Annotated in this window: 16 protein-coding genes; 6 read left to right on the top strand and 10 right to left on the bottom strand. The window is 71.2% G+C overall.

Going from position 1 to position 19,162, the window contains the following annotated elements:
- Positions 1 to 46: 46 nt before the first annotated feature.
- The 3 genes from ABEG17_RS14800 to ABEG17_RS14790 all read right to left on the bottom strand — a co-directional run bounded on the left by ABEG17_RS14800 (position 47) and on the right by ABEG17_RS14790 (position 2,872).
- A complete protein-coding gene (locus ABEG17_RS14800) occupies positions 47 to 1,369 on the bottom strand; it encodes a patatin-like phospholipase family protein (RefSeq protein WP_406830239.1) in 1,323 nt (440 codons plus the stop codon).
- Between the two features lie 10 nt (positions 1,370 to 1,379).
- Positions 1,380 to 2,087, bottom strand: coding sequence for a hypothetical protein (locus ABEG17_RS14795; RefSeq protein ID WP_406830238.1), 708 nt, complete (start codon positions 2,085 to 2,087; stop codon positions 1,380 to 1,382).
- Between the two features lie 215 nt (positions 2,088 to 2,302).
- Positions 2,303 to 2,872 carry a DUF6318 family protein gene (locus ABEG17_RS14790; RefSeq protein ID WP_406833212.1) on the bottom strand — a complete coding sequence of 190 codons (570 nt, stop codon included), beginning with the start codon at positions 2,870 to 2,872 and terminating at the stop codon, positions 2,303 to 2,305.
- Positions 2,873 to 3,087: 215 nt separating this feature from the next.
- On the opposite strand from ABEG17_RS14790, the gene ABEG17_RS14785 reads away from it, so the two are divergent.
- Entirely contained in the window at positions 3,088 to 4,017 is a 930-nt protein-coding gene (locus tag ABEG17_RS14785) for a LysR family transcriptional regulator (RefSeq protein WP_406830237.1), read from the top strand.
- Positions 4,018 to 4,047: 30 nt separating this feature from the next.
- Here the strand turns inward: ABEG17_RS14785 and ABEG17_RS14780 are convergent, their stop codons facing one another.
- The 7 genes from ABEG17_RS14780 to ABEG17_RS14750 all read right to left on the bottom strand — a co-directional run bounded on the left by ABEG17_RS14780 (position 4,048) and on the right by ABEG17_RS14750 (position 13,757).
- Positions 4,048 to 6,483, bottom strand: a complete 2,436-nt coding sequence (locus ABEG17_RS14780) for a ComEC/Rec2 family competence protein (RefSeq protein WP_406830236.1) — start codon at positions 6,481 to 6,483, stop codon at positions 4,048 to 4,050.
- Entirely contained in the window at positions 6,480 to 7,244 is a 765-nt protein-coding gene (locus ABEG17_RS14775; protein ID WP_406830235.1) for a helix-hairpin-helix domain-containing protein, read from the bottom strand. Before ABEG17_RS14775 ends, ABEG17_RS14780 begins: the two co-directional genes overlap by 4 nt.
- A 396-nt stretch (positions 7,245 to 7,640) precedes the next feature.
- Positions 7,641 to 8,303, bottom strand: coding sequence for a glycerol-3-phosphate 1-O-acyltransferase PlsY (gene plsY, locus ABEG17_RS14770; RefSeq protein WP_406830234.1), 663 nt, complete (start codon positions 8,301 to 8,303; stop codon positions 7,641 to 7,643).
- 6 nt (positions 8,304 to 8,309) lie between these two features.
- On the bottom strand, positions 8,310 to 9,221 hold the full coding sequence (locus tag ABEG17_RS14765; protein WP_406830233.1) for a DegV family protein: 912 nt from the start codon (positions 9,219 to 9,221) through the stop codon (positions 8,310 to 8,312).
- A gap of 84 nt (positions 9,222 to 9,305) precedes the next feature.
- Positions 9,306 to 12,203, bottom strand: coding sequence for a leucine--tRNA ligase (gene leuS, locus ABEG17_RS14760; protein ID WP_406830232.1), 2,898 nt, complete (start codon positions 12,201 to 12,203; stop codon positions 9,306 to 9,308).
- Between the two features lie 237 nt (positions 12,204 to 12,440).
- Positions 12,441 to 12,920 (bottom strand): DUF4396 domain-containing protein, encoded by a 480-nt coding sequence (locus ABEG17_RS14755; RefSeq protein WP_406830231.1) that lies wholly within the window; start codon positions 12,918 to 12,920, stop codon positions 12,441 to 12,443.
- 57 nt (positions 12,921 to 12,977) lie between these two features.
- Positions 12,978 to 13,757: a sigma-70 family RNA polymerase sigma factor gene (locus tag ABEG17_RS14750; protein ID WP_406830230.1), complete on the bottom strand. Its 780-nt coding sequence runs from the start codon at positions 13,755 to 13,757 to the stop codon at positions 12,978 to 12,980.
- A gap of 196 nt (positions 13,758 to 13,953) precedes the next feature.
- Here ABEG17_RS14750 and ABEG17_RS14745 point away from each other — a divergent pair, with 196 nt between their 5' ends.
- The 5 genes from ABEG17_RS14745 (at position 13,954) to ABEG17_RS14725 (ending at position 18,999) form a co-directional block, all read left to right on the top strand.
- Positions 13,954 to 14,661, top strand: a complete 708-nt coding sequence (locus ABEG17_RS14745) for a GAF and ANTAR domain-containing protein (RefSeq protein WP_406830229.1) — start codon at positions 13,954 to 13,956, stop codon at positions 14,659 to 14,661.
- Positions 14,662 to 14,838: 177 nt separating this feature from the next.
- Complete coding sequence (locus tag ABEG17_RS14740; RefSeq protein ID WP_406830228.1) at positions 14,839 to 15,987, top strand: glycosyltransferase; 1,149 nt, start codon at positions 14,839 to 14,841, stop codon at positions 15,985 to 15,987.
- Positions 15,975 to 17,042 carry a glycosyltransferase gene (locus ABEG17_RS14735; protein WP_406830227.1) on the top strand — a complete coding sequence of 356 codons (1,068 nt, stop codon included), beginning with the start codon at positions 15,975 to 15,977 and terminating at the stop codon, positions 17,040 to 17,042. The genes ABEG17_RS14740 and ABEG17_RS14735 overlap by 13 nt, the downstream gene beginning before the upstream one ends.
- Entirely contained in the window at positions 17,039 to 18,061 is a 1,023-nt protein-coding gene (locus ABEG17_RS14730) for a glycosyltransferase (RefSeq protein WP_406830226.1), read from the top strand. The genes ABEG17_RS14735 and ABEG17_RS14730 overlap by 4 nt, the downstream gene beginning before the upstream one ends.
- A complete protein-coding gene (locus tag ABEG17_RS14725; protein ID WP_406830225.1) occupies positions 18,058 to 18,999 on the top strand; it encodes a galactosyltransferase-related protein in 942 nt (313 codons plus the stop codon). The genes ABEG17_RS14730 and ABEG17_RS14725 overlap by 4 nt, the downstream gene beginning before the upstream one ends.
- The last annotated feature ends 163 nt before the right edge of the window (positions 19,000 to 19,162 follow it).

Genomic DNA, 19,162 nt, shown 5'->3' with positions numbered 1-19,162 from the left:
CACCACAGGTTACGTGGGGCGTGCTTCGAGTGCGCTCGGACCTCCCTCACCTGCGCCCGAGAAGGGTCCGGACCGCCGAGTCACGCAGTGCGGTCGCGGCCACGGCCGGGTCGGCGACCTCGGGATGCGGCGGCACGGCCGGGACGTCGCGAGTGACCAGCTCCGGGGCGTGGGCCCGGACCTGGGCCTCGGCCACCAAGTAGCCGTGTCGTTCGAGGACCTGCTGCTCCTGCGTCGTGAAGGCGTCGAGGTCGGTGCGGACGGCGTTGATCAGCTCGGTGACCTCCCGCGGGTAGCACCCCGGCGCCGCGGTGTCGAGCGCCCACGAGGTGCCGTCGAGGACGCCGCGGTGGTAGCCGGCCTGCAGCCACCGGCTGCGCACGGACTGGCCGCCGCTCGTGGCGATGCCGAGGATCCGCAGCATCCGGCCGTGGATGGTGCGTTCGGTTCGGGCGCGGAACACGCCTCCCCCGTCGCTGACGAGCACGGTGTGGTGCGACTTCCAGACCGGTTCCAGGCCGAGGTTGTCGTAGACCCCGCCGTCGGTGAGGCGGATGTGACGGCGGATGCGCTGACGTTCCTTCGGCGACTCCAGACCGGGGTGGCCGCCGACCAGCTTCATCCCCTCACCGTCGAAGACCATCGGGGCGAAGAACGGCGGGTAGGCGCAGGACGCCGCCACGATGTCAGCGATGCGCAGCGAAGGCGGCGGCGCTGCATACCCGAGGCGGTAGTCCCCCACCCGCCCGTGCGGCTGGTGGGCGGTCGGGTCCTCGAAGACCCAGTTGACTCCGTAGGCGATCTCGGTGGAGCCGGTGATGATGGCCGGCCCGGCAATCGCGTTGTCGCGCAACGGGACCGACCACCAGTCGACGGCCTCGGCCAGCTCGTCCGCGAGGGCCCGAACCGCTGCGTCGTCGCTGAACCAGTGCCGAAGCGTGATCTTGCTCAGCAACGCCGGGGTGCGGATGTTGCGTGAGGTGAGACGCCTCAGCGGCTCGGCGACCAGGTCCTCGAATCCCCCGACCTGGCTGCCTGCCTGCTTGTCTGCCGGGAACTGCAGTCGCGGGTCCGCCAGCAGGTTCGCGACGAGGGAGCCACCGGACACACCACTGACGGTGTCGAGCTGGGCGAGGATGCCGAGCTCGTCCAGCCGTCGGGCCGCGCCGAGGTGGAACAGGGCTGCCCGGTAGCCACCGCCGGACAGGCACAGGGCCATGCCGTGGCGGCGGCCGGACGGACCGGCGACGTCGTCGAGCCGAGGGCTGCTCAGCTGATCGGGTGCCTCGGGGCGTTCGGCTGCGGCATGGCTGGTGGTGGTGGGTTCGGGATGCATCGTGGTGTCGATGTAACCAGAGACCGCGGACACCGACTCGACGTCAGTGGTCGACCAGACGGGCCTCGGCCTCCCGCACCTGCACAGTCGTGACCGGTTCGTTCTGGAGGTCGGCGACGGCGTTGATGTCGGTCCAGGGTCCGCCGTTGACGCGGTACTGACCGGTCAGCCTGGAGTCGACCGTCACCTTCGCCGCCTCGTGGGTCTTGCTGTAGGTGTGGCGGATCTTGCCGTCGGGGTAGACGCCACCGGCGTCGGTGACTGCGCCACTGGTGCTGCCGTCGCCGTAGTGGAACTGGTAGGAGCGCGGAGCGATCTTGAACTCCACCGACCACGAGAGCAGCTTGACCGGCGTGCTCACCTCCCCGGGCTGCAGACCGTCGTCATCGGGCCACGTGGCGCGGTAGTAGGTCGGCAGGTTGACCAAGGTGACGTTGCCGGCCGGCTGGATCGTGACCCGAGGCTTGGAGAACGGCAGCTGCTTGAAGGCTGTCTGAATCTGCCCCATCGTCGGGATCGCCGGCGGGGCGGGGACACCGGGTGGGGCGTCGTCGAGACCGCAGAGCGAGTCCACGGTGGTCCACGGGGCATTCGTGGCGGCACGCGGCCGGGACTGCACCCAGTAGAAGATCTCGTCCGAGGGTGGGTTGCGGAACGAGCACGCGGTCATGGCGTAGGAGCAGTTGGTCGCCTCACCGGCCACGGTGTCGGAGTTGCGAGCAGGCTTGCAGGCCAACACGACCCGATACACGTTCTTGCTCAGCTTGGCCGAAACGGATTTGACGCTCGCCTCACCTCCATCCCGACCGCTCGGAGCCGCGCAAGTCTTCGCCGCGCCCGCGGCATTCGAGTTAGAAAGCTGACCTCCGAAGAAGCCAGCTCCGCAGGCTTCCTCCGCGGAGGCGGATAGTGCTGAAGGAGTGACAAGCAGGGCGCAGATTGCTGCCGCAGCAAGCACCCGCTTCATCAAACGCCCTTGAAGCTGTTGACCAACCATCGGTCACCCCTCCAAACCACCCGAGTTGCCCACGTGAAGACGCCTGCCTTCGACGTCGAGAGGACCTTTCCCGAAGAGTCCAGAAGCCGGATGGGCCTCTCCTTCCCAGCTACCTCGACTACGAAGCCTTCGTCTGACTTCGCAGTTTGAGTAACCAGACGGATATCGAAGGACGAGCTTTCGGCCTTTTGGCCCTTCCTCCGCAGGGTGTCGACGACTTCATACAGCCCTTTGCAGTCGGGGCAATCGATCGTGGACATAGACCGCACCTTCGAGGAGTCCAACGACACGGTCGACTGTCCGACGCTCTCCCAATAGAACCGGGCGAAGGCTTCGGCGCCTTCTGGGGTCTTCTTGGTCGCGGCGCGCGGGACGGCAACGGTCGCGGACGACGGGCTGCTCGACGACGAGGACGAAGTCGATGAGCTCGAGGGGCTGCTCGTCGTCGGGCTCACCGAGCCGGGCGACGACGACGTCGGCCCTGATGGCGGGTCGCCACCGTCGCTGCAACCGGCGACCAGTGCTCCCCCGAGCACCATCGCCATCACGCACCAGAGCGGTCGTGAGCGCACGTCAATCCCCCTTGCCGTCCACGGAACGGCCACGGATGAGGCGGCCGATCGCATGGATTCTACGGATTTCGTCCGTTTCGGCTACCCCTCTGTCCACAGGCCCCCGGGACAGATGGGCACAGCACCCATCACGATTGCCTCATCAACTACTGAACTGGATAACCACGCGTTATGCTCGATCCATGATCGACGCTGCCGGCCTGCGGGTCATGAAGGCCATCTCCGACGAGGGAAGCTTCACGGGTGCTGCCCTGTCCCTCGGCTACTCCCAGCCCGCCATCTCGCAGATGGTCCGTCGGCTCGAGCAGCGCACCGGCACCGTCCTGGTCGAACGCGTCGGCCGCAACGTCCGGCTCACCGAGGCCGGGCAGGTGCTGGCCCGTCACGCCGTGACCGTTTTGGCGGCGCTCGACGCCGCCGAGGAGGAGGTCGCCGCGATCGCCGGCCTGCGGGCCGGCCGCGTGCGCCTCATGGCGTTCCCGTCGAGCTCTGCCACCCTGGTCCCCCGCGCCCTGGCCTTGGTCAAGCAGCGCTTCCCCGACGTCCAGGTCACCTTCACCGAGGCAGAGCCGCCCGAGTCGCTGGCGGCGCTCAAGGCCGGCGAGTGCGACCTCGCGGTGGCGTTCGCCTACGAGGGCACCGATGTGGGCCGCGGGGAGGAGGACATGGACCTCTTCGTGACGCACAAGCTGCTCGACGACGAGGTGCGCCTGGCCCTGCCGCGCACCCACCCACTGGCCGACCAGGACGGCATCGAGCTGTCAGCGCTGGCCACCGAGAGCTGGATCGCCGGGTGCCCCCGCTGCCGTGGCCACCTGCTCCAGATGTGCGCCAACGAGGGCTTCACCCCAAACGTCGGCTTCGAGACCGAGGACTACGTCGCCGTCCTGGGCCTGGTGGCCGAGGGCCTCGGGGTCGCCCTCATCCCCGACCTGATCCTGCGGACTGCCAACCACCACGACGTGGTGACGTTGCCGATCACCCCGTCCTCGCGCCGTACGGTCAGCGTCGTCACCACCGCAGACCTCCAGCGGGTGCCCGCGGTCCAGGCCACCATCGACGCCCTGTGCGAGGCGGCCAAGGCGAAGCCGCGCGTCCTCGCCAGCAACTGACTCGCGCCCTGAACCACAGGGCTTCGCACGTCACCGCTTGCGCCACGTCACCGCCACCGCTCCTCCCTCGGCAACCACGGCGACGTCCCCCCGCTGGTCGGTCCGGAACACCGCAGATCCGTTGCGCCGCAACACCTCCAACGCCTTCGGCGACGGGTGTCCGTAGTCGTTGTCCTTGCCGACACTGATCACGGCGAGCGGCGCCGCGACGACGTGCATGAGGTCCTCGTCGAGGTTGCTGGAGCCGTGGTGGGCGACTTTCACGACGTCGAACTCCCCCGCCCGGGCCACCATCGCCGGGTCGCGTCGCAGTGCCAGCAAGACGGCATGCGCGGCCTCGCGCTCGACGTCACCGAGCAGGAGGAGGTCGACCGGGCCGGATCGCACGGCGAGGACGACACTCGCGTTGTTGGGCACCGACCCGCTGGAGATCCGCCGCTGCGGCCACCACACGTCCGCAGTGACACCGGGCCAGGTGAGGTGGTCGCCGGCGAACACCTCCCGCAGCGGTATGCCGCGGGGACGGGTCCACGCCTCCACCTCCTTCCACTGGTGGTCGGGGTCGTGGACCGGGGTGGCCAGGACCTCACGCACCTGCCGCCCCGTGATGGCTCCGGGCAGCCCGTCGACGTGGTCGGCGTGGAAGTGCGTGAGGACCACGGAGTCGAGCACCCGGATGTGAAGACGTCTCAAGCACGCGTTGATCGCGGCCGGGTCAGGGCCGGCGTCGACGAGCACGGCGTGCCCGGGCGTGGTCGCCAGGACCAGCCCATCACCCTGGCCAACGTCGCAGGCGACGAACCGCCACCCGCGGGGCGGCCACGTCACGGTCGAGGTGGGCGCTGCCGCGGCCAGGACCATCAGCGCGACGGAGAGCATCGCGACCGGTCTCGTCCGCGCGGTGTGGGCCCACCAGCGCCCTGAGCAGATCACTGCCACGGTGACCACGGCGAGCAGGACCGCACCTGGTGCACCGTCCGGCCAAGGCATCGTGCCTCCCGGCACGGTCGCGCAGGTGCGCGCCACCCAGGCGATGCCCTCTGCGGGCAGGGCACCCAGCCAGCACAGGCTGGTGGCTCCCCACCGCCAGAGGGGCGCCACCAGCGCTGCCGCGACTCCGCAGACTGTGGCGGGGGCGACGAACGGGGCCGCGAGCAGGTTGGCGAGCACCCCGACCACCGAGACGCTGCCTTGCAGGAGCACGACGACAGGTGCGCACATCGCCTGCGCCGCAACGGGGATGGCGAGGGCAGGACCCCACGACCTGATCCGCCTCGGCAGCCGACGACCGATGGCTTCACCCCAGGACCGTGTGAACAGCAGCAACCCGAGGGTGGCCAAGGTCGACAGGGCGAAACCGTAGGACCGGGACAACCAGGGGTCGATCACGAGCAGGACGAGCACTGCCGCCGACAGCACCGGTATGCCGGCTGCTCGACGGGACCGGCTCAGCCCGATCAGTCCGATCGCACCCATCGTCGCCGCCCGGATGACGCTGGGCTCGGGACGGGCGAGGACCACGAAACCGGCCAGTGCCAGCGCCGCGACCACCGGGCGCCAGCGGCGTCTGACGCCGAGCAGGCCGGCTCCGCCCAGGGCGAAGGTCAGCACGATGGCAACGTTGCTCCCGGAGACTGCCGACAGGTGGGTCATGCCGGTGACGAGCATGGCTTCGGTCAGGTCCGGTGGGGTTCGGCTGGTGTCGCCGATCACGAGGGCTGGGAGCAGCCCGCGGGCGTCCGACGGCAAGGGTGCGGCCGCCTGCCGCAACCCCGCCCGTAGTCGCTCGGCACCTCCCTCGACGACACCCGGTGCGTGCGTCGAGTCAGGGTTCCCGTTGGGCCGGATCACCGCGATGACGTCGTCACCCGGCTCGGCCGGGACGAGCTTGCCCCGTACCCGCACGCCCTCACGCCACCGGACGTGCTGCCAGCGTTCGTCCGCCATCACCAGGATCGGGCTGCGGACGGCGGAACGCGTACCCCGAGCGGTGACCTCGGTGACCGTCAGCCGGAAGCGCACCATGACGGTGTCCCGTCCGGGCAGCACGCGCACGGTGGGCTCGGTCGCGACAAGACCCTCCACCGCCACGACGGCGTGTTCGTGGGCCAACATCGTCAGCGGCCCGGCCGAGCGGGAGGCGAGGTGTCCGACCGTGGACCCCGAGACGAGGGCGACCGCCGCCAAGGAGAGTCCAACGGCCGTCCGCCGCGACGAACCAGGGCGGCCAAACCAACCAAGGCGGCCCGCACCATCAGTGACATCTGTGCCATCGGTGCCGGCGAGGCGACCGACCCGGGGAGCACGCGCGGTGGGCCAGGCGACGGTGAGCGTGGCGAGCGCCGCGCAAGCACTTCCGACCACCACGAGGGCGGTGAGCGACCACGCCAGCACCGAGGCCGTGAAGGCCCAGCCGACCAGCGCCGGGACCAGGAGCCGCAGATCGAGGACGTGCTTGTCGCTCACACGGTCACCTTGGGCTGGAGCCGGGCGAAGATCTTCTCGCCGATGCCACTCACCTCTCCGAGCTCGTCGACGTTGGCGAACCTGCCGTGCTCGGTGCGCCAGTCGACGATGCGCTGGGCCAGCACCGGCCCGACGCCGGGCAGCTCCTCGAGCTCAGCCGCGGTCGCGTGGTTGAGATCGAGCTTGGCGTCGGCCCCGCCCGCCGGACCGCCAGCGGTGGCCCCGGACGGAGCGCCCGAGCCACCGCCACCGGTCGGGCCACCCGAGCCACCACCGACCGGAGCCGCGGTCTCCCCCGGCTTCGGTATGCGGACCTGCTCGCCGTCCGCGAGCGGGCGGGCGAGGTTCACGGCGGTGAGGTCGGCGCCGTGAAGGGCCCCACCGGCCTTCGACACCGCGTCGGCCACCCGCGACCCCGCCGGAAGCTTGATGACGCCGGGTTTGCGCACCTGTCCGACCACGTGGACGGTCAGCGTCGGCCCAGACGACCCCGCACCCGATGCCGTCGCCGATGGTCCAGCCGTGGGCGGCCCGCCGCCTCCCGACGCCGTGCTCGACGAGGCGAACCCCGTTGCCCCCGAAGCCCGTCCCCCCACCGCAGATCCGGGCTGGGCCGGGGCCACCACCTCGGGTGTGCTGGCGGCCCGCGCCCACGCCACCCGCACGCCGAACCCGATGGCAGCAACGACGGCCACGACCAGGAGACCGGCCACGGCCGCCCGAGGACCACTCAGTCGGGCGCCGACCAGAGCCTCGGGCACGGTGAAGAGCTTGACTCGCGGCGGGGCGGGCCGCCGATGCCGACCACGCCCCACGTGGCCAGGACCAAGGCGGTCGCCGTCGCCGACCGGGTCACCGGACTGCGCGGCACGCTCGATCCAGGCACGATCCGGTTGCCACGGGACCGTCGCAGGCGCCTTGAGCGCAACCTTTGGCGCAACCACCTTGGTGGCAGCCTCCACGGGCGCAGCCTTCTTCGGCGAAGCCTCTGTGAACTCTGCCGCCTTGGGGACAACGGCCGTGGAGGCGAGCAGCGCGCGCAGGCGCGGTGAGGGCTCAGGAGGTGGTCGACGCAACGGCATACGGGCACGCTAGGAAGGCGGCCGTAGCGGACCGATCCCACGCACCTGCCCTTGTGGACAAGGGTCTGCGCGAGGTCAGGCTGTGGACGAGGGGCCGCCCGTGGCAGAGGAGTCACGCCGGGCGGAGATCCAGAGCTCGATGTTGCGCCGATGGCGGTAGATCACGAGCAGGGCCAGCACGACACACCACGCCCCCGTGTCCCTGGACCCGAACGGCACCCAGCCCAGCCACGACACGAGCCCGAGGGCGAGCAGCACCAGGCAGGCCGACACCGACGCTCCCGCCACCCAGCGCAGCCGCCACACGAGGAGCACGAACACCAGCACCATCAGGAGCCCGAACCACGGTGCGATGGCGAGGATCGCCCCGAGCGACGTCGCCACCCCCTTGCCGCCCTGGCCCTTGAGGAACGGCGACCAGATGTGGCCGACGACGACCGCCAGCCCCACGACCAGGGCGGTGAGGGTGCCGAGGAAGTGCTCGGCGAGCAGCACCGGCAGCAGTCCCTTGAGGACGTCGAGGATGCCCACGACCACTCCCCAGCGGGGACCGAGGACCCGCCCGGCGTTTGTCGCCCCGGGGTTGCCCGAGCCCGACGTCCGCAGGTCCTTGCCGAGGATCCGCGCCAGGATCGTGGCCGGGTTCACCGCACCGATGACGAACGCCACCGCTGCAGCGAGCGGCACCTTCGCCAGCTCCCAGAAGGACGCGTGGTCGAGCGTGACCAGTGCACCCACCACCGGTCAGGGCCCTGCGGGTGCGCCGGTGCCGGTGGGGTCGCCGGTCCCGCCGCCAGCGAGGGCACCTTGGGGGCGGGCCGAGACCACTACTGCCAAGGTGCCCGGTCCGACGTGCGCGCCCACGACGGCTCCCAGCTCGAGGACCGACACCTCGCGCGCCGACTCCACCCGGGAGCGCAGCCGTCCGGCCAGGTCCTCCGCCCGAGCCGCCGAGTCGAGGTGGTGCACCGCGATGTCCACGTCGCCCCCGGCGTCCAGGGCCGCGGACGCCGCGATCTCCTCCAGCCGGGCCAGCGCCCGCGACGACGTGCGGACCTTCTCCAACGGTCGGATACGCCCGTCAGCGAGCTCGAGGATCGGCTTGATCGCCAGGGCGGAGCCCAGGAACGCCGACGCCGAACCGATCCGGCCGCCTCGGCGCAGGTGCTCGAGCGTGTCGACGTAGAACACCACGCGAGCCGCCGCAGCACGCGACAGTGCTTGCGCCGCAACGTCTTCCATCGAGGCGCCGTCCGCGGCGAGGAGCGCCGCCGACACGACGCCATACCCCATCGCCATGCCGAGCGAACGTGAGTCCACCACCCGCACGGGCACCGGGGACTGTTTCGCTGCGAGGTGGGCGGACTCGACGGTGGAGGACATGTCGCCGGAGATGTGCACCGAGACGACGGCGTCGGCTCCGTCGGCGGCCGCCTTCTCGTACGCCTCGAGGAAGGCCTGTGGCGACGGGCGCGACGTCGACACCGGACGGAACGCCCGCAGCGCGGTCGCCACCTGCGCCGTGCTCACGTCCACACCCTCGCTGAACTCCGTGCCCCCGATGACGACGTGCAACGGCACCACCTGGATGTGGTGGGCGTCGACGAGCGACTGCGGCAGGTAGGCCGTGGAGTCGGTGACGATGGCGACGGACACGTCCGAAGGTTACCGGTGCGGAGCTGCTCCGAGCAGCACCGCCGAGCCGAGCGCGGGCCCGAGGGCCCACGCCTTCCGAACTCGCTAGACCGGAACGACGTTGACGAGCTTGGGTGCACGCACGATGACGGTACGGATCCCGCCCTCGGTCGCGGCCTGGACCTTGGGCAGAGCGAGCACCTGCTCGCGCAGGTCGTCCTCACTGATGTCGGCAGGCACCTCGAGGCGGTCGCGGACCTTGCCCTTGATCTGCACGACGCAGGTCACGGTGTCCTCGACGAGCAGTGCCGGGTCGGCGACCGGGAACGGCTCGAACGTCACCGTCTCGTTGTGGCCCAGCCGCGCCCACAGCTCCTCGGCGATGTGCGGCGCCAGCGGGGCCACCATGACGACGAGCTTCTCGGCGGCCTCGCGCGGCACCGCGTCCAGCTTGGTCAGGGCGTTGTTCAGCTCGATCAACCGGGCGATGGCGGTGTTGAACCCCAGCGTCGGGAAGTCGCGTGACACCGCGTCGATGGCCTTGTGCAGCGCCCGGGCCGTCACGTCGTCCAAGGGTGCGTCGACGACCCGCACCTCGCCGGTCTCCTCGTCGACCACGTTGCGCCACAAGCGTTGCAGGAACCGCTGTGCCCCGACGACGGCACGCGTCTCCCAGGGCTTGCTCAGCTCCAGCGGCCCCATCGACATCTCGTAGACGCGCAGGGTGTCGGCGCCGTACTGCTCGCACATCTCGTCGGGGCTGACGACGTTGCGCAGCGACTTGCCGATCTTGCCGAACTCGCGCGTGACCGGCTGGCCCCGCCACGTGTACGTCGACTCGCCACCGTGGTGGTCCGGCACCTCGACGACCTCGGACGCCTCTACCGGCTGGCCCCGGTCGTCGCGGTACGCCGGAGCCTGGATGTAGCCCTGCGAGAAGTACTTGCGGAACGGCTCGTCGCTGCTGACGTGACCCAGGTCGTAGAGCACCTTGTGCCAGAAGCGGGCATACAGCAGGTGCAGCACGGCGTGCTCGACACCGCCGATGTAGAGGTCGACGCCGCCGGGGTCGGTCGCCCCCGAGGGTGCCCCGTCCACTGGTGTCGCGTGCGGCCCCATCCAGTACTTCTCGTTCTCCGGGTCGACGAACGCGGCGTCGTTGGCCGGGTCGAGGTAGCGCAGGTAGTACCAGCAGGATCCCGCCCAGTTGGGCATGGTGTTGGTCTCGCGCCGGTACTTCTGCACGCCGCGACCGTCACCCAGGTCGAGCTCGACGTCGACCCACTCCTGTACCCGACCCAGCGGCGGCTCGGGCTGGGAGGAGGAGTCCTCGGGGTCGAAGGTCTTGGGAGAGTAGTCGGGCACGTCCGGCAGCTCGACGGGCAACATCGACTCGGGCACCGCGTGTGCCACCCCGTCCTCGTCGAACACGATGGGGAACGGCTCACCCCAGTAGCGCTGCCGGCTGAACAGCCAGTCACGCAGCTTGTAGTTGACCGTGCCCTCGCCGTACCCCTTGGCGGACAGCCACTCGATGATGGTCGCCTTGGCATCGGCGACAGGCAGGCCGTCAAGCGAGATCTCGTCGTTGGAGGAGTTGATCGCGGCGCCCTCACCGGTGAACGCCTGGTCCTCCGGGTGTCCCTCGGAGGGCTGCACCGTGCGGATGACCGGCAGCTCGTACTTCGCGGCGAAGTCCCAGTCGCGCTCGTCCTGGGCTGGGACCGCCATGATGGCTCCGGTGCCGTAGCCCATCAGGACGTAGTCGGCGATGAACACCGGAACCTGTTGCCCCGTCACGGGATTGGTCGCGTAGGCGCCGGTGAAGACACCGGTCTTGTCCTTGCCCTCCGTCTGCCGCTCCAGGTCGCTCTTGCGCGAGGCCGCGAGCCGGTATGCCGCGACGGCAGAGGCCGGGGACGCCTCGCCGGACGTCCAGGCCGGGTTCGTTCCCGCAGCCCACTCGCCGGACGGGACCAGGCTGTCGACTAGGGGGTGCTCCGGTGCCAGGACCATGAAGGTCGCACCGAACAAGGTGTCGGGCCGGGTCGTGAAGACCTCGATCGCCGCGTCGTGACCGACGACGGGGAACGAGACCCGGGCACCCTGGCTGCGCCCGATCCAGTTGCGCTGCATGGCCTTGACCTTCTCCGGCCAGTCCACGCGGTCGAGGTCGTCGGCCAGGCGGTCGGAGTAGGACGTGATGCGCATCATCCACTGGCGCAGGTTGGTCTTGAAGACGGGGTAGTTGCCGCGCTCGGAGCGGCCGTCGTTGGTGACCTCCTCGTTGGACAGCACGGTTCCCAGGCCGGGGGCCCAGTTCACTGGAGCCTCGGAGGTGTAGGCCAGACGGTGGTCGTCGAGCACCGCGGAACGCTCGGCAGGGGTGAGCGACGCCCAGTCCGCGCCACCGGGGACGGTGCGCACGCCGGATACGAAGTCCTGCACCAGCTCGTCGATCGGGCGGGCCCGGCCCACTCCCCCGTCCGGGCGCACGGCCTCGGGGTCGTACCAGGAGTTGAAGATCTGCAGGAAGATCCACTGGGTCCACTTGTAGTAGCCCGGGTCGATCGTCGCGATCGTGCGGCGGTCGTCGTGGCCCAGGCCCAGCCGGCGCAGCTGGCGCTTCATGACGACCATGTTGTCCTCGGTCGTCTTGCGGGGGTGCTGACCGGTCTGCACGGCGTACTGCTCGGCGGGCAGGCCGAACGCGTCGTAACCCAGGCAGTGCAGGACGTTCTTGCCCGTCATCCGGTGGTAGCGCGCGAACACGTCGGTCGCGATGTAGCCCAAGGGGTGCCCGACGTGCAGTCCGGCCCCGCTGGGGTAGGGGAACATGTCGAGGACGAGCAGCTTCTCGCGGTCGGCCACCTTCTCGGGCTCGGCCCAGGGACCGGCCGGGTTGGGCGCGTGGAAGGTGCCCTCCTCCTGCCAGCGGTCCTGCCAGGCCAGCTCGATCTGCTGGGCCATCTCGGCGGTGTAGCGGTGCGGCGTCTCGCTCATCTCATCCTCGTGTCATGTCGCGTCTGGCGGACGGGTGCTGTTCTCGCTGCAGGTGACTCCCCCGAACAGGGGGTACTCACGACAAAGCCCCTCACGGAGGAGGGGCTGGCCGCGGCGGCCTCGGTGGTCCGGGGGCCGACGCGGCTATCGAAGAAGGAGCTGCCGTGCCATGCGCCTAGGTTAGCGCAGGGCACCAGGGGCGGGGCAGGAGCACGCCGCTCCCGCCTGCCAGCGCCGTCAGTGGTGGAGCTCGTGGACCACAGCGTGCCCGAGGCCGCGCGAGATCAGCCATCGGTTGACCGGCACGGTGACGACGAACGCGATCGCGAGGGACGCAGCGAGCGAGCCCCAGAAGAGTGAGCTGGCCAGGCCCGCATCCATGGCGCCCGGCACGACGAGGATGAACCCGTTGTCGACGACCTCCATCACGATGATCGACACGGTGTCCGCGGCCAGGGCGACTCCGAGGGCAGCCTTGAGGCCCAGACCCGACCCCAGCACCGAGCGCATGGTCAGGCCGTAGCCGAACACGAACGCCAGGACCACCGACAGCACCACGGTGCCGAGGTTGTGCAGGCCCAGGGCCGTCCCTACCACCATCCCGAGGACCTCGCCGATCGCACACCCGGTGAGGCAGTGGAGGGTCGCGGCGGCGGCCTGCTGCCAGAGGGCGCCGCCGGCGACGCCGGACACGTGGAAGGAGTGACGAGTGCTCATGGCGGGTTGAACACATACCCCCTAGGAGTATGTTCCCGTTGGTCCGGAGCCGGGCCCTCAGGCGGCGGCGGCCACGTCCACGAGCTCGTGCCGCAACCCGGCGATGATCCCCGCCAGCAGCCGGGAGACCTGCATCTGGCTCACCCCGAGCACCGTGCCGATCTCCGACTGGGTGCGCTCCTCGACGAACCTCAGGTGGACGATGAGCCGTTCCCGTTCGGTGAGGCGGCTCACCCCCTGGCACACCACCCGCAGCCGCAGCAGGCGGTCCACGTCGGCGCTCTCGTCGGCCACGACGTCGATCCCCCCGCCGTCGTCCGTCGGGAGGTCCAGGGACACCGCCGTGTATGCAGCGCCGGACTGGCGAGCGCCGTGGACCTCCTCCACCTCGACCGCGAGCGCCTGCGCCAGCTCGTTGGGCGTCGGCCACCGGTGCAGGTCCTGGCTGAGGCGCTCCTCCTCGGCGCTCACCTGGGCGCGGACCTCCTGCAGGCGCCGCGGGGGCCGGACCGCCCACGCGGTGTCCCGGAAGTGGCGCTTGACCTCGCCGAGGATGGTGGGCAACGCGTAGGAGGCGAAGCCGTGGCCCAGCCCCGCGCGATACCCGTTGGCGGCCTTGACCAGCGCCATCCGGCCGACCTGCACGAGGTCGTCGCTGTCGATGCCGCGGCCGCGGTAGCGGCGGGCGACCCGGTCGGGCAGGTCCAGGGTGAGGAGCACAGCCTCCTGGCGGAGGCGACCCGACGCGGCGTCGTCGTCACACAGCTCGGCCTCGGCAAGGAGCCGACTGGCCAGCTCGTGCCGGGCCGTCGTCGCGTCGACCGCCGGGGGCGACACCGGGGCTGGCGAGGTGGCTTCAGAGGGGGGTGCGAACGAAGGAGCGGCCATGAGGGTCCTGTCACATCGAGGAGGACCATGGCGCCGCTGTTGGACCACGTGTCTGTTCTCCACACAACCACCGGCGCAGAGCTGCCGCAACACGAGCAGCGTGCCCAGCTGTGCAGCAGCCCTGACGGACAGGGATACTTCACCCATGTCACCGAGCATCCCCCGCGAGGCCTCCGAGGCGTTCGCCTCCCTGGCTGAACTCGTCTACTCCGGCGCGGACGCCCAGTCAGTCCTGGACAGCATCTGCCGCGTGGCCGTCGACATCATCCCCGGGGCCGACCACGTCTCCATCGCGACGTTGTCCTCCGACCGTTCCCTGATCTCCCGCGCCAGCAACGACGACGTGGCCAGCATGATGGACCGCCTCGAGACCGAGGCCGGTGAGGGCCCGTGCCTCGACAGCATCCTGGAGAACTCGTTCCAGCGGGACGACGACATCGCGACGTCGTCCACCTGGCCGGCCCTGGCGGAGCTGACCCTTCGACGGACACCGGTGCGCGGCATGGTGGGTTACCGCTTGTTCCAGGGGGAGGACGGCCGTTCCGCCCTGAACGTCTTCTCCGACACCCCCCGCGCGTTGACCGACGAGTCCGCCGACATCGGTGCCGTCCTGGCCGCCTTCACCTCGGTCGCCCTCACCGCCGCAGACCGGCAGTCGGACGTCGAGAACCTTCGTCGCGGGCTGGAGAGCAACCGCGAGATCGGCAAGGCCGTGGGCCTGATCATGGCGGCCCACTCCGTCGACGACGCCGAGGCGTTCGCCATCCTGCGCAGCGCCTCCAGCCGCACCAACACCAAGCTCGCCGCCATCGCCGAGAAGATCAACAAGAGCCACGGACGCGAGATCGTCTGACGCCGCACGGGTGGGGCCGGACGAGCCCGAGCAGGCCCCGCTCCGTGCTCGCAGGTCGCCGTTGTCGGTGCTGGGGGTTACGTTGAGGACCAGTAACCACTAGCCGGTCAAACCACGCGCCAGCTGCCCTGTCGGGTTCTGCTGTCGCAGGCTCGACTCCCCTTTGTGGAGGAAGTCTTGAGCCTGGCTGTCGCCTCGGTCCCGTCTGGTCACGTCTACGTCCGGCACCTGTCGCCGGTCGCCCCTTCGGGCGGCTCGGCAGTGGTCCGGCTCCCCGATCCGCCGTCGGGGTCCTCACCGGACTCCCCGTGGTGGCCGCCGCGCATGCTCACCCCCGAGTGGATCCACGAGCACTTCGATGAGTTCGACGTGATGCACGTGCACTTCGGGTTCGACGCCGTGTCGCCCGACCAGCTCGAGGCCGTCGTGGCCGCCCTGCGCGCCCACGACAAGCCGCTGGTCCTCACCGTGCACGACCTGCGCAACCCCCACCACGAGGACCCGCGGACGCACGCGGCCCAGCTCGGGGTCCTCGTGGCCGAGGCCGACGAAATCATCACGCTGACCCAGGGTGCAGCCGCGACCATCCTGCGCCGCTGGGGCCGCGCGGCCACGGTGCTCGCTCACCCGCACGTCGTCCCCGACGAGTGGATCGAACGCCCGAGGACCGCACGCAGCACGTTCGTCGTCGGCGTCCACGCGAAGAGCCTGCGCGCCAACATGGACCCAGTCCCCCTCGTCGACGCCCTCCTCGACGCGCTGCCCAGCCTCCCCGGGGCCGTGCTCCGGGTCGACGCGCACACCGACGTCATGACCCCCGGGTTCCCCCGTCATGACGAGGCTCTTTCCACGCGTCTGCAGTCGCTCGCCGACGCCGGGCGGCTCGAGCTCGCCGTCCACGACTTCTTCACCGACGACGAGCTGTTCTCCTACCTCCACGGCCTCGACGTCTCGGTCCTCGCCTACCGCTTCGGCACGCACTCCGGGTGGCTCGAGGCCTGCCACGACCTCGGCACCTGGGTGGTGGCCCCGGACTGCGGCTTCTACGCGGAGCAGCGCCCCGTCCTGTCGTACGCCGCGTCCGGGGACCTGCGCACGGGCACCTTCGTCGAGGCGGTCCGCCACGCCCACACCCGCTGGCTCGCCGGCGAGGTGGCACCGCGGGCGACGCTCGGCGAGCGCCATACCGAACGTGCGGGGCTGGCCCGGGCGCACGAGGAGATCTACGCCCGAGCGATCACCCGCGCGACCCCTGGCGCCAGGGACGTCGTCATGAGCCCTGCCCTGACCCACCCCGGGATGCGGGGGCTCGCATGCACGTCGTGATCCTCGCCTCCGCCCGCCACCCGCTTCGCCAGCCCTTCGCCGGCGGACTCGAGTCGCTCACCTGGGCCCTGGTCAAGGGGCTGCGCGCCCGGGGCGTCGAGGTGACGCTTTTCGCCGGACCGGGCAGCGACCCAGATCTCGATGCCCGGGAGATCACCGTCCTGCCGCTCGAGCTCAGTGCTGCCGCCCGGGCCGACGTGTCCATGCCGCCTGGTTCGTGGCTGCAGGAGCACCATGCCTACCTCCAGGTGATGCTCGAGCTCGCGCGCCGCACCGACGTCGACCTCATCCACAACAACAGCCTGCACCACCTGCCCGTCGCGATGGCCCAGGCCTGCTCCGCGCCGATGCTGACAACGCTGCACACCCCGCCGACGCCGTGGCTCGAACCGGCGATCCGCCTCATGGACCAGCGCCGTTCCAGGTTCGTCGCCGTCAGCGGGTACACCGCCCGCCAGTGGGGCCACGTGGCCGACGCCGACGTGGTCCACAACGGGGTCGACACCACGGTCTGGACACCCGGTCCCGGCGGCGACGACCTCGTCTGGGTGGGTCGTGTGGTGCCGGAGAAGGCTCCGCACGAGGCTGCCCACATCGCGGCGGCGAGCGGGCGCCACCTGCGGCTCGCTGGCCCCATCGGCGACCCTCGCTACTTCCGCGAGGTGCTCGAGCCCCTGCTCGGACCCACGACGGAGTACCTCGGCCACCTCGACGTCCCGGCCCTGCGCACCCTGGTCGGCTCCAGCGCGGCGATGCTCGTGACGCCCGCGTGGGACGAGCCCTACGGCTTGGTCGCGGCCGAGGCAATGGCATGCGGGACACCGGTTCTGGGGTACCGGCGTGGCGGCCTCGCCGAGTTCGTGGTGGCCGGGTGCGGCGTCCTCGTCGACCCGGGTGACGTCGCGGCTGCCGCTGCGCAGGTGGACTCCGTCGCCTCCCTGAGCCGTGCCGCGTGCCGGGCCCACGCCGTCGAGCACTGCTCCCTCGACGCGATGGTCGACGCCTATCACGCCGCCTACCTCGGCCTCACCCGCGGCGACCTGGCGGCGGCATGATCGGCTACTACGCCCACCACCAGGGGGCCGGTCACCTCACCCGGATGCAGAGCATCGCCGCCGTCCTCGACGAGCCCGTATGGGGCCTGAGCTCGGCTCCCCGCCCTGCCGGGTGGACCGGGGGCTGGACCGACCTGGCACGCGACGACGAGCCATGGCCGGAGCACGTCGAAGACCACGACCCGACGGCGCACGGGGTGCTCCACTGGGTGCCGCGACACCACGGCGGGTTGGCCCGACGGGCCGCGCAGCTGACGGCCTGGGCGGCCGACGAGCAGCCGCGGGCCCTGGTCGTCGACGTGTCGGTCGAGGTCGCCATGCTCGGTCGCCTGTCCGGCGTGCCGACCGTCGTCGTGGCGATGCCCGGACGTCGGGAGGACCGCGCGCACCGACTGGCCTACGACACCGCGGACGCCCTGCTGGCACCGTGGCCCCGCGGCGCGCACGACCTGCACTGGCCTGACCGCTGGACCGACAAGGCGTGGTTCGTCGGTGGCCTCTCCCGGTTCGATGGTCGCGAGCCCACGCCGGCGGCTGGGGCCGACGACGGCGGCTCCCCCGGGCCAACCGTGCTGCTCCTCTGGGGTGCCGGCGGTCGCTCGACGACCGCGACGGACGTGCAGGCCGCCAAGGACGCCACCCCGGGCTGGACCTGGGTCGAGCGCTCGCCCTCCGTGGACGGCGCCGATGACCTCTGGGACGACCTGCAGGGCGCCGACGTGGTCGTGAGCCACGCCGGGCAGAACGCCGTCGCCGAGATCGCGGCGGCCCGCCGCCCCGCGGTCATCGTGGCCCAGCCGCGCCCCCACGCCGAGCAGGAGTCGACCGCCCGCCGCATCGACGACTGGCGGATCGCGGTGGGCCTCACCGCGTGGCCCGACGCCGAGGCCTGGCCCGAGCTGCTCGACCTGGCCTCCACCCGCGGGGGCCACGGGTGGTCCCGGTGGTCGGACGGGTCGGGAGCCCAGCGGGTCGCCGACCACCTCGCCGCCCTGCACATCACACCGGGCTCGCCGTGACCGGGCTCGAGGTGCCTGGTCTCGCCGTGACCGGGCCGGACGCGACCGGGCGTCGCCGCACGGCTGTCGTCACCATCGCCCACGGCCGCCACGAGCACCTGCGCGGACAGCAGTGGGGCCTGGCCCGGCAGACGGCACTCGCCGACCTGCACGTCGTCGTGGCGATGGGTGACCCCGAGGTCGCCGCCGTCGCCCGCGAGCGCGAGGGGGAGCCGGACGAGCAGCCGGCCTCGACCATCCTGACCGTCAGGTGCGACGTCGAAGGCACCGACCTGCCGCTGGCGCACGCCCGCAACGCCGGGGCTCGGGCAGCCATCGCCGCCGGCGCCGACCGACTCGTCTTCCTGGACGTCGACTGCATCCCGGACGCGAGGACCGTCGAGCGCTACACCGCGGTCCTCGACTCCGCAGCGCAGGACCCTGCCCGACCCGGACCGGTCGTGGCATCCGGCACCGTCGCCTACCTGCCGCCGGCGGCACATCCCGCGGACTACCGCAGCCCCACGCTGTCGGAGCTGGCCGACCCCCACCCCGGGCGTCCGACGCCCGCCGCCGGCACGGTGCAGGTCGCCGACGACCTCCGGCTGTTCTGGTCGCTGTCGTTCGCCCTCACCGCGGCGGACTGGGAGCGAATCGGCGGCTTCAGCGAGGACTACGTGGGGTACGGCGCCGAGGACACCGACTTCGGGCAGCGGCTCGGCGCGGCGAACGGGACGATGCTCTGGGTCGGCGGCGCGGCGGCATACCACCAGCACCACCCCACGGAGGCTCCCCCGGTGCGCCACCTCACCTCGATCGTGCGCAACGCCAACGTCTTTCGCGAGCGCTGGGGCTGGTTCCCCATGGAGGGCTGGCTGACCGCGTTCGCGGACCGCGGGCTCGCCGCGCTCGACCCGGCGACAGGTCGCTGGGTCGAGCACGCGCGACCGGGCGGTTGACGTCCGTTTCGGACCGTTGGCCGCGGGGTAGTGCACAGGTGGGGCCGTCCGGCTCCAACAGCGCGGGCCGGGCGGCTCCCCGGCATCGAGCGGGTTTGCACACGTTCGGTTGAGGGCACAGAGCACCACGTACGGCGCGCGACCGGCTCCGGTCGCGTCACCC

The sequence above is a fragment of the Pedococcus sp. KACC 23699 genome, from assembly GCF_045348425.1.
Lineage (GTDB): Bacteria > Actinomycetota > Actinomycetes > Actinomycetales > Dermatophilaceae > Pedococcus.
The sequence above is the reverse complement of the archived record's forward strand: the minus strand, read 5'-3'. Positions and strand labels throughout refer to the sequence as shown.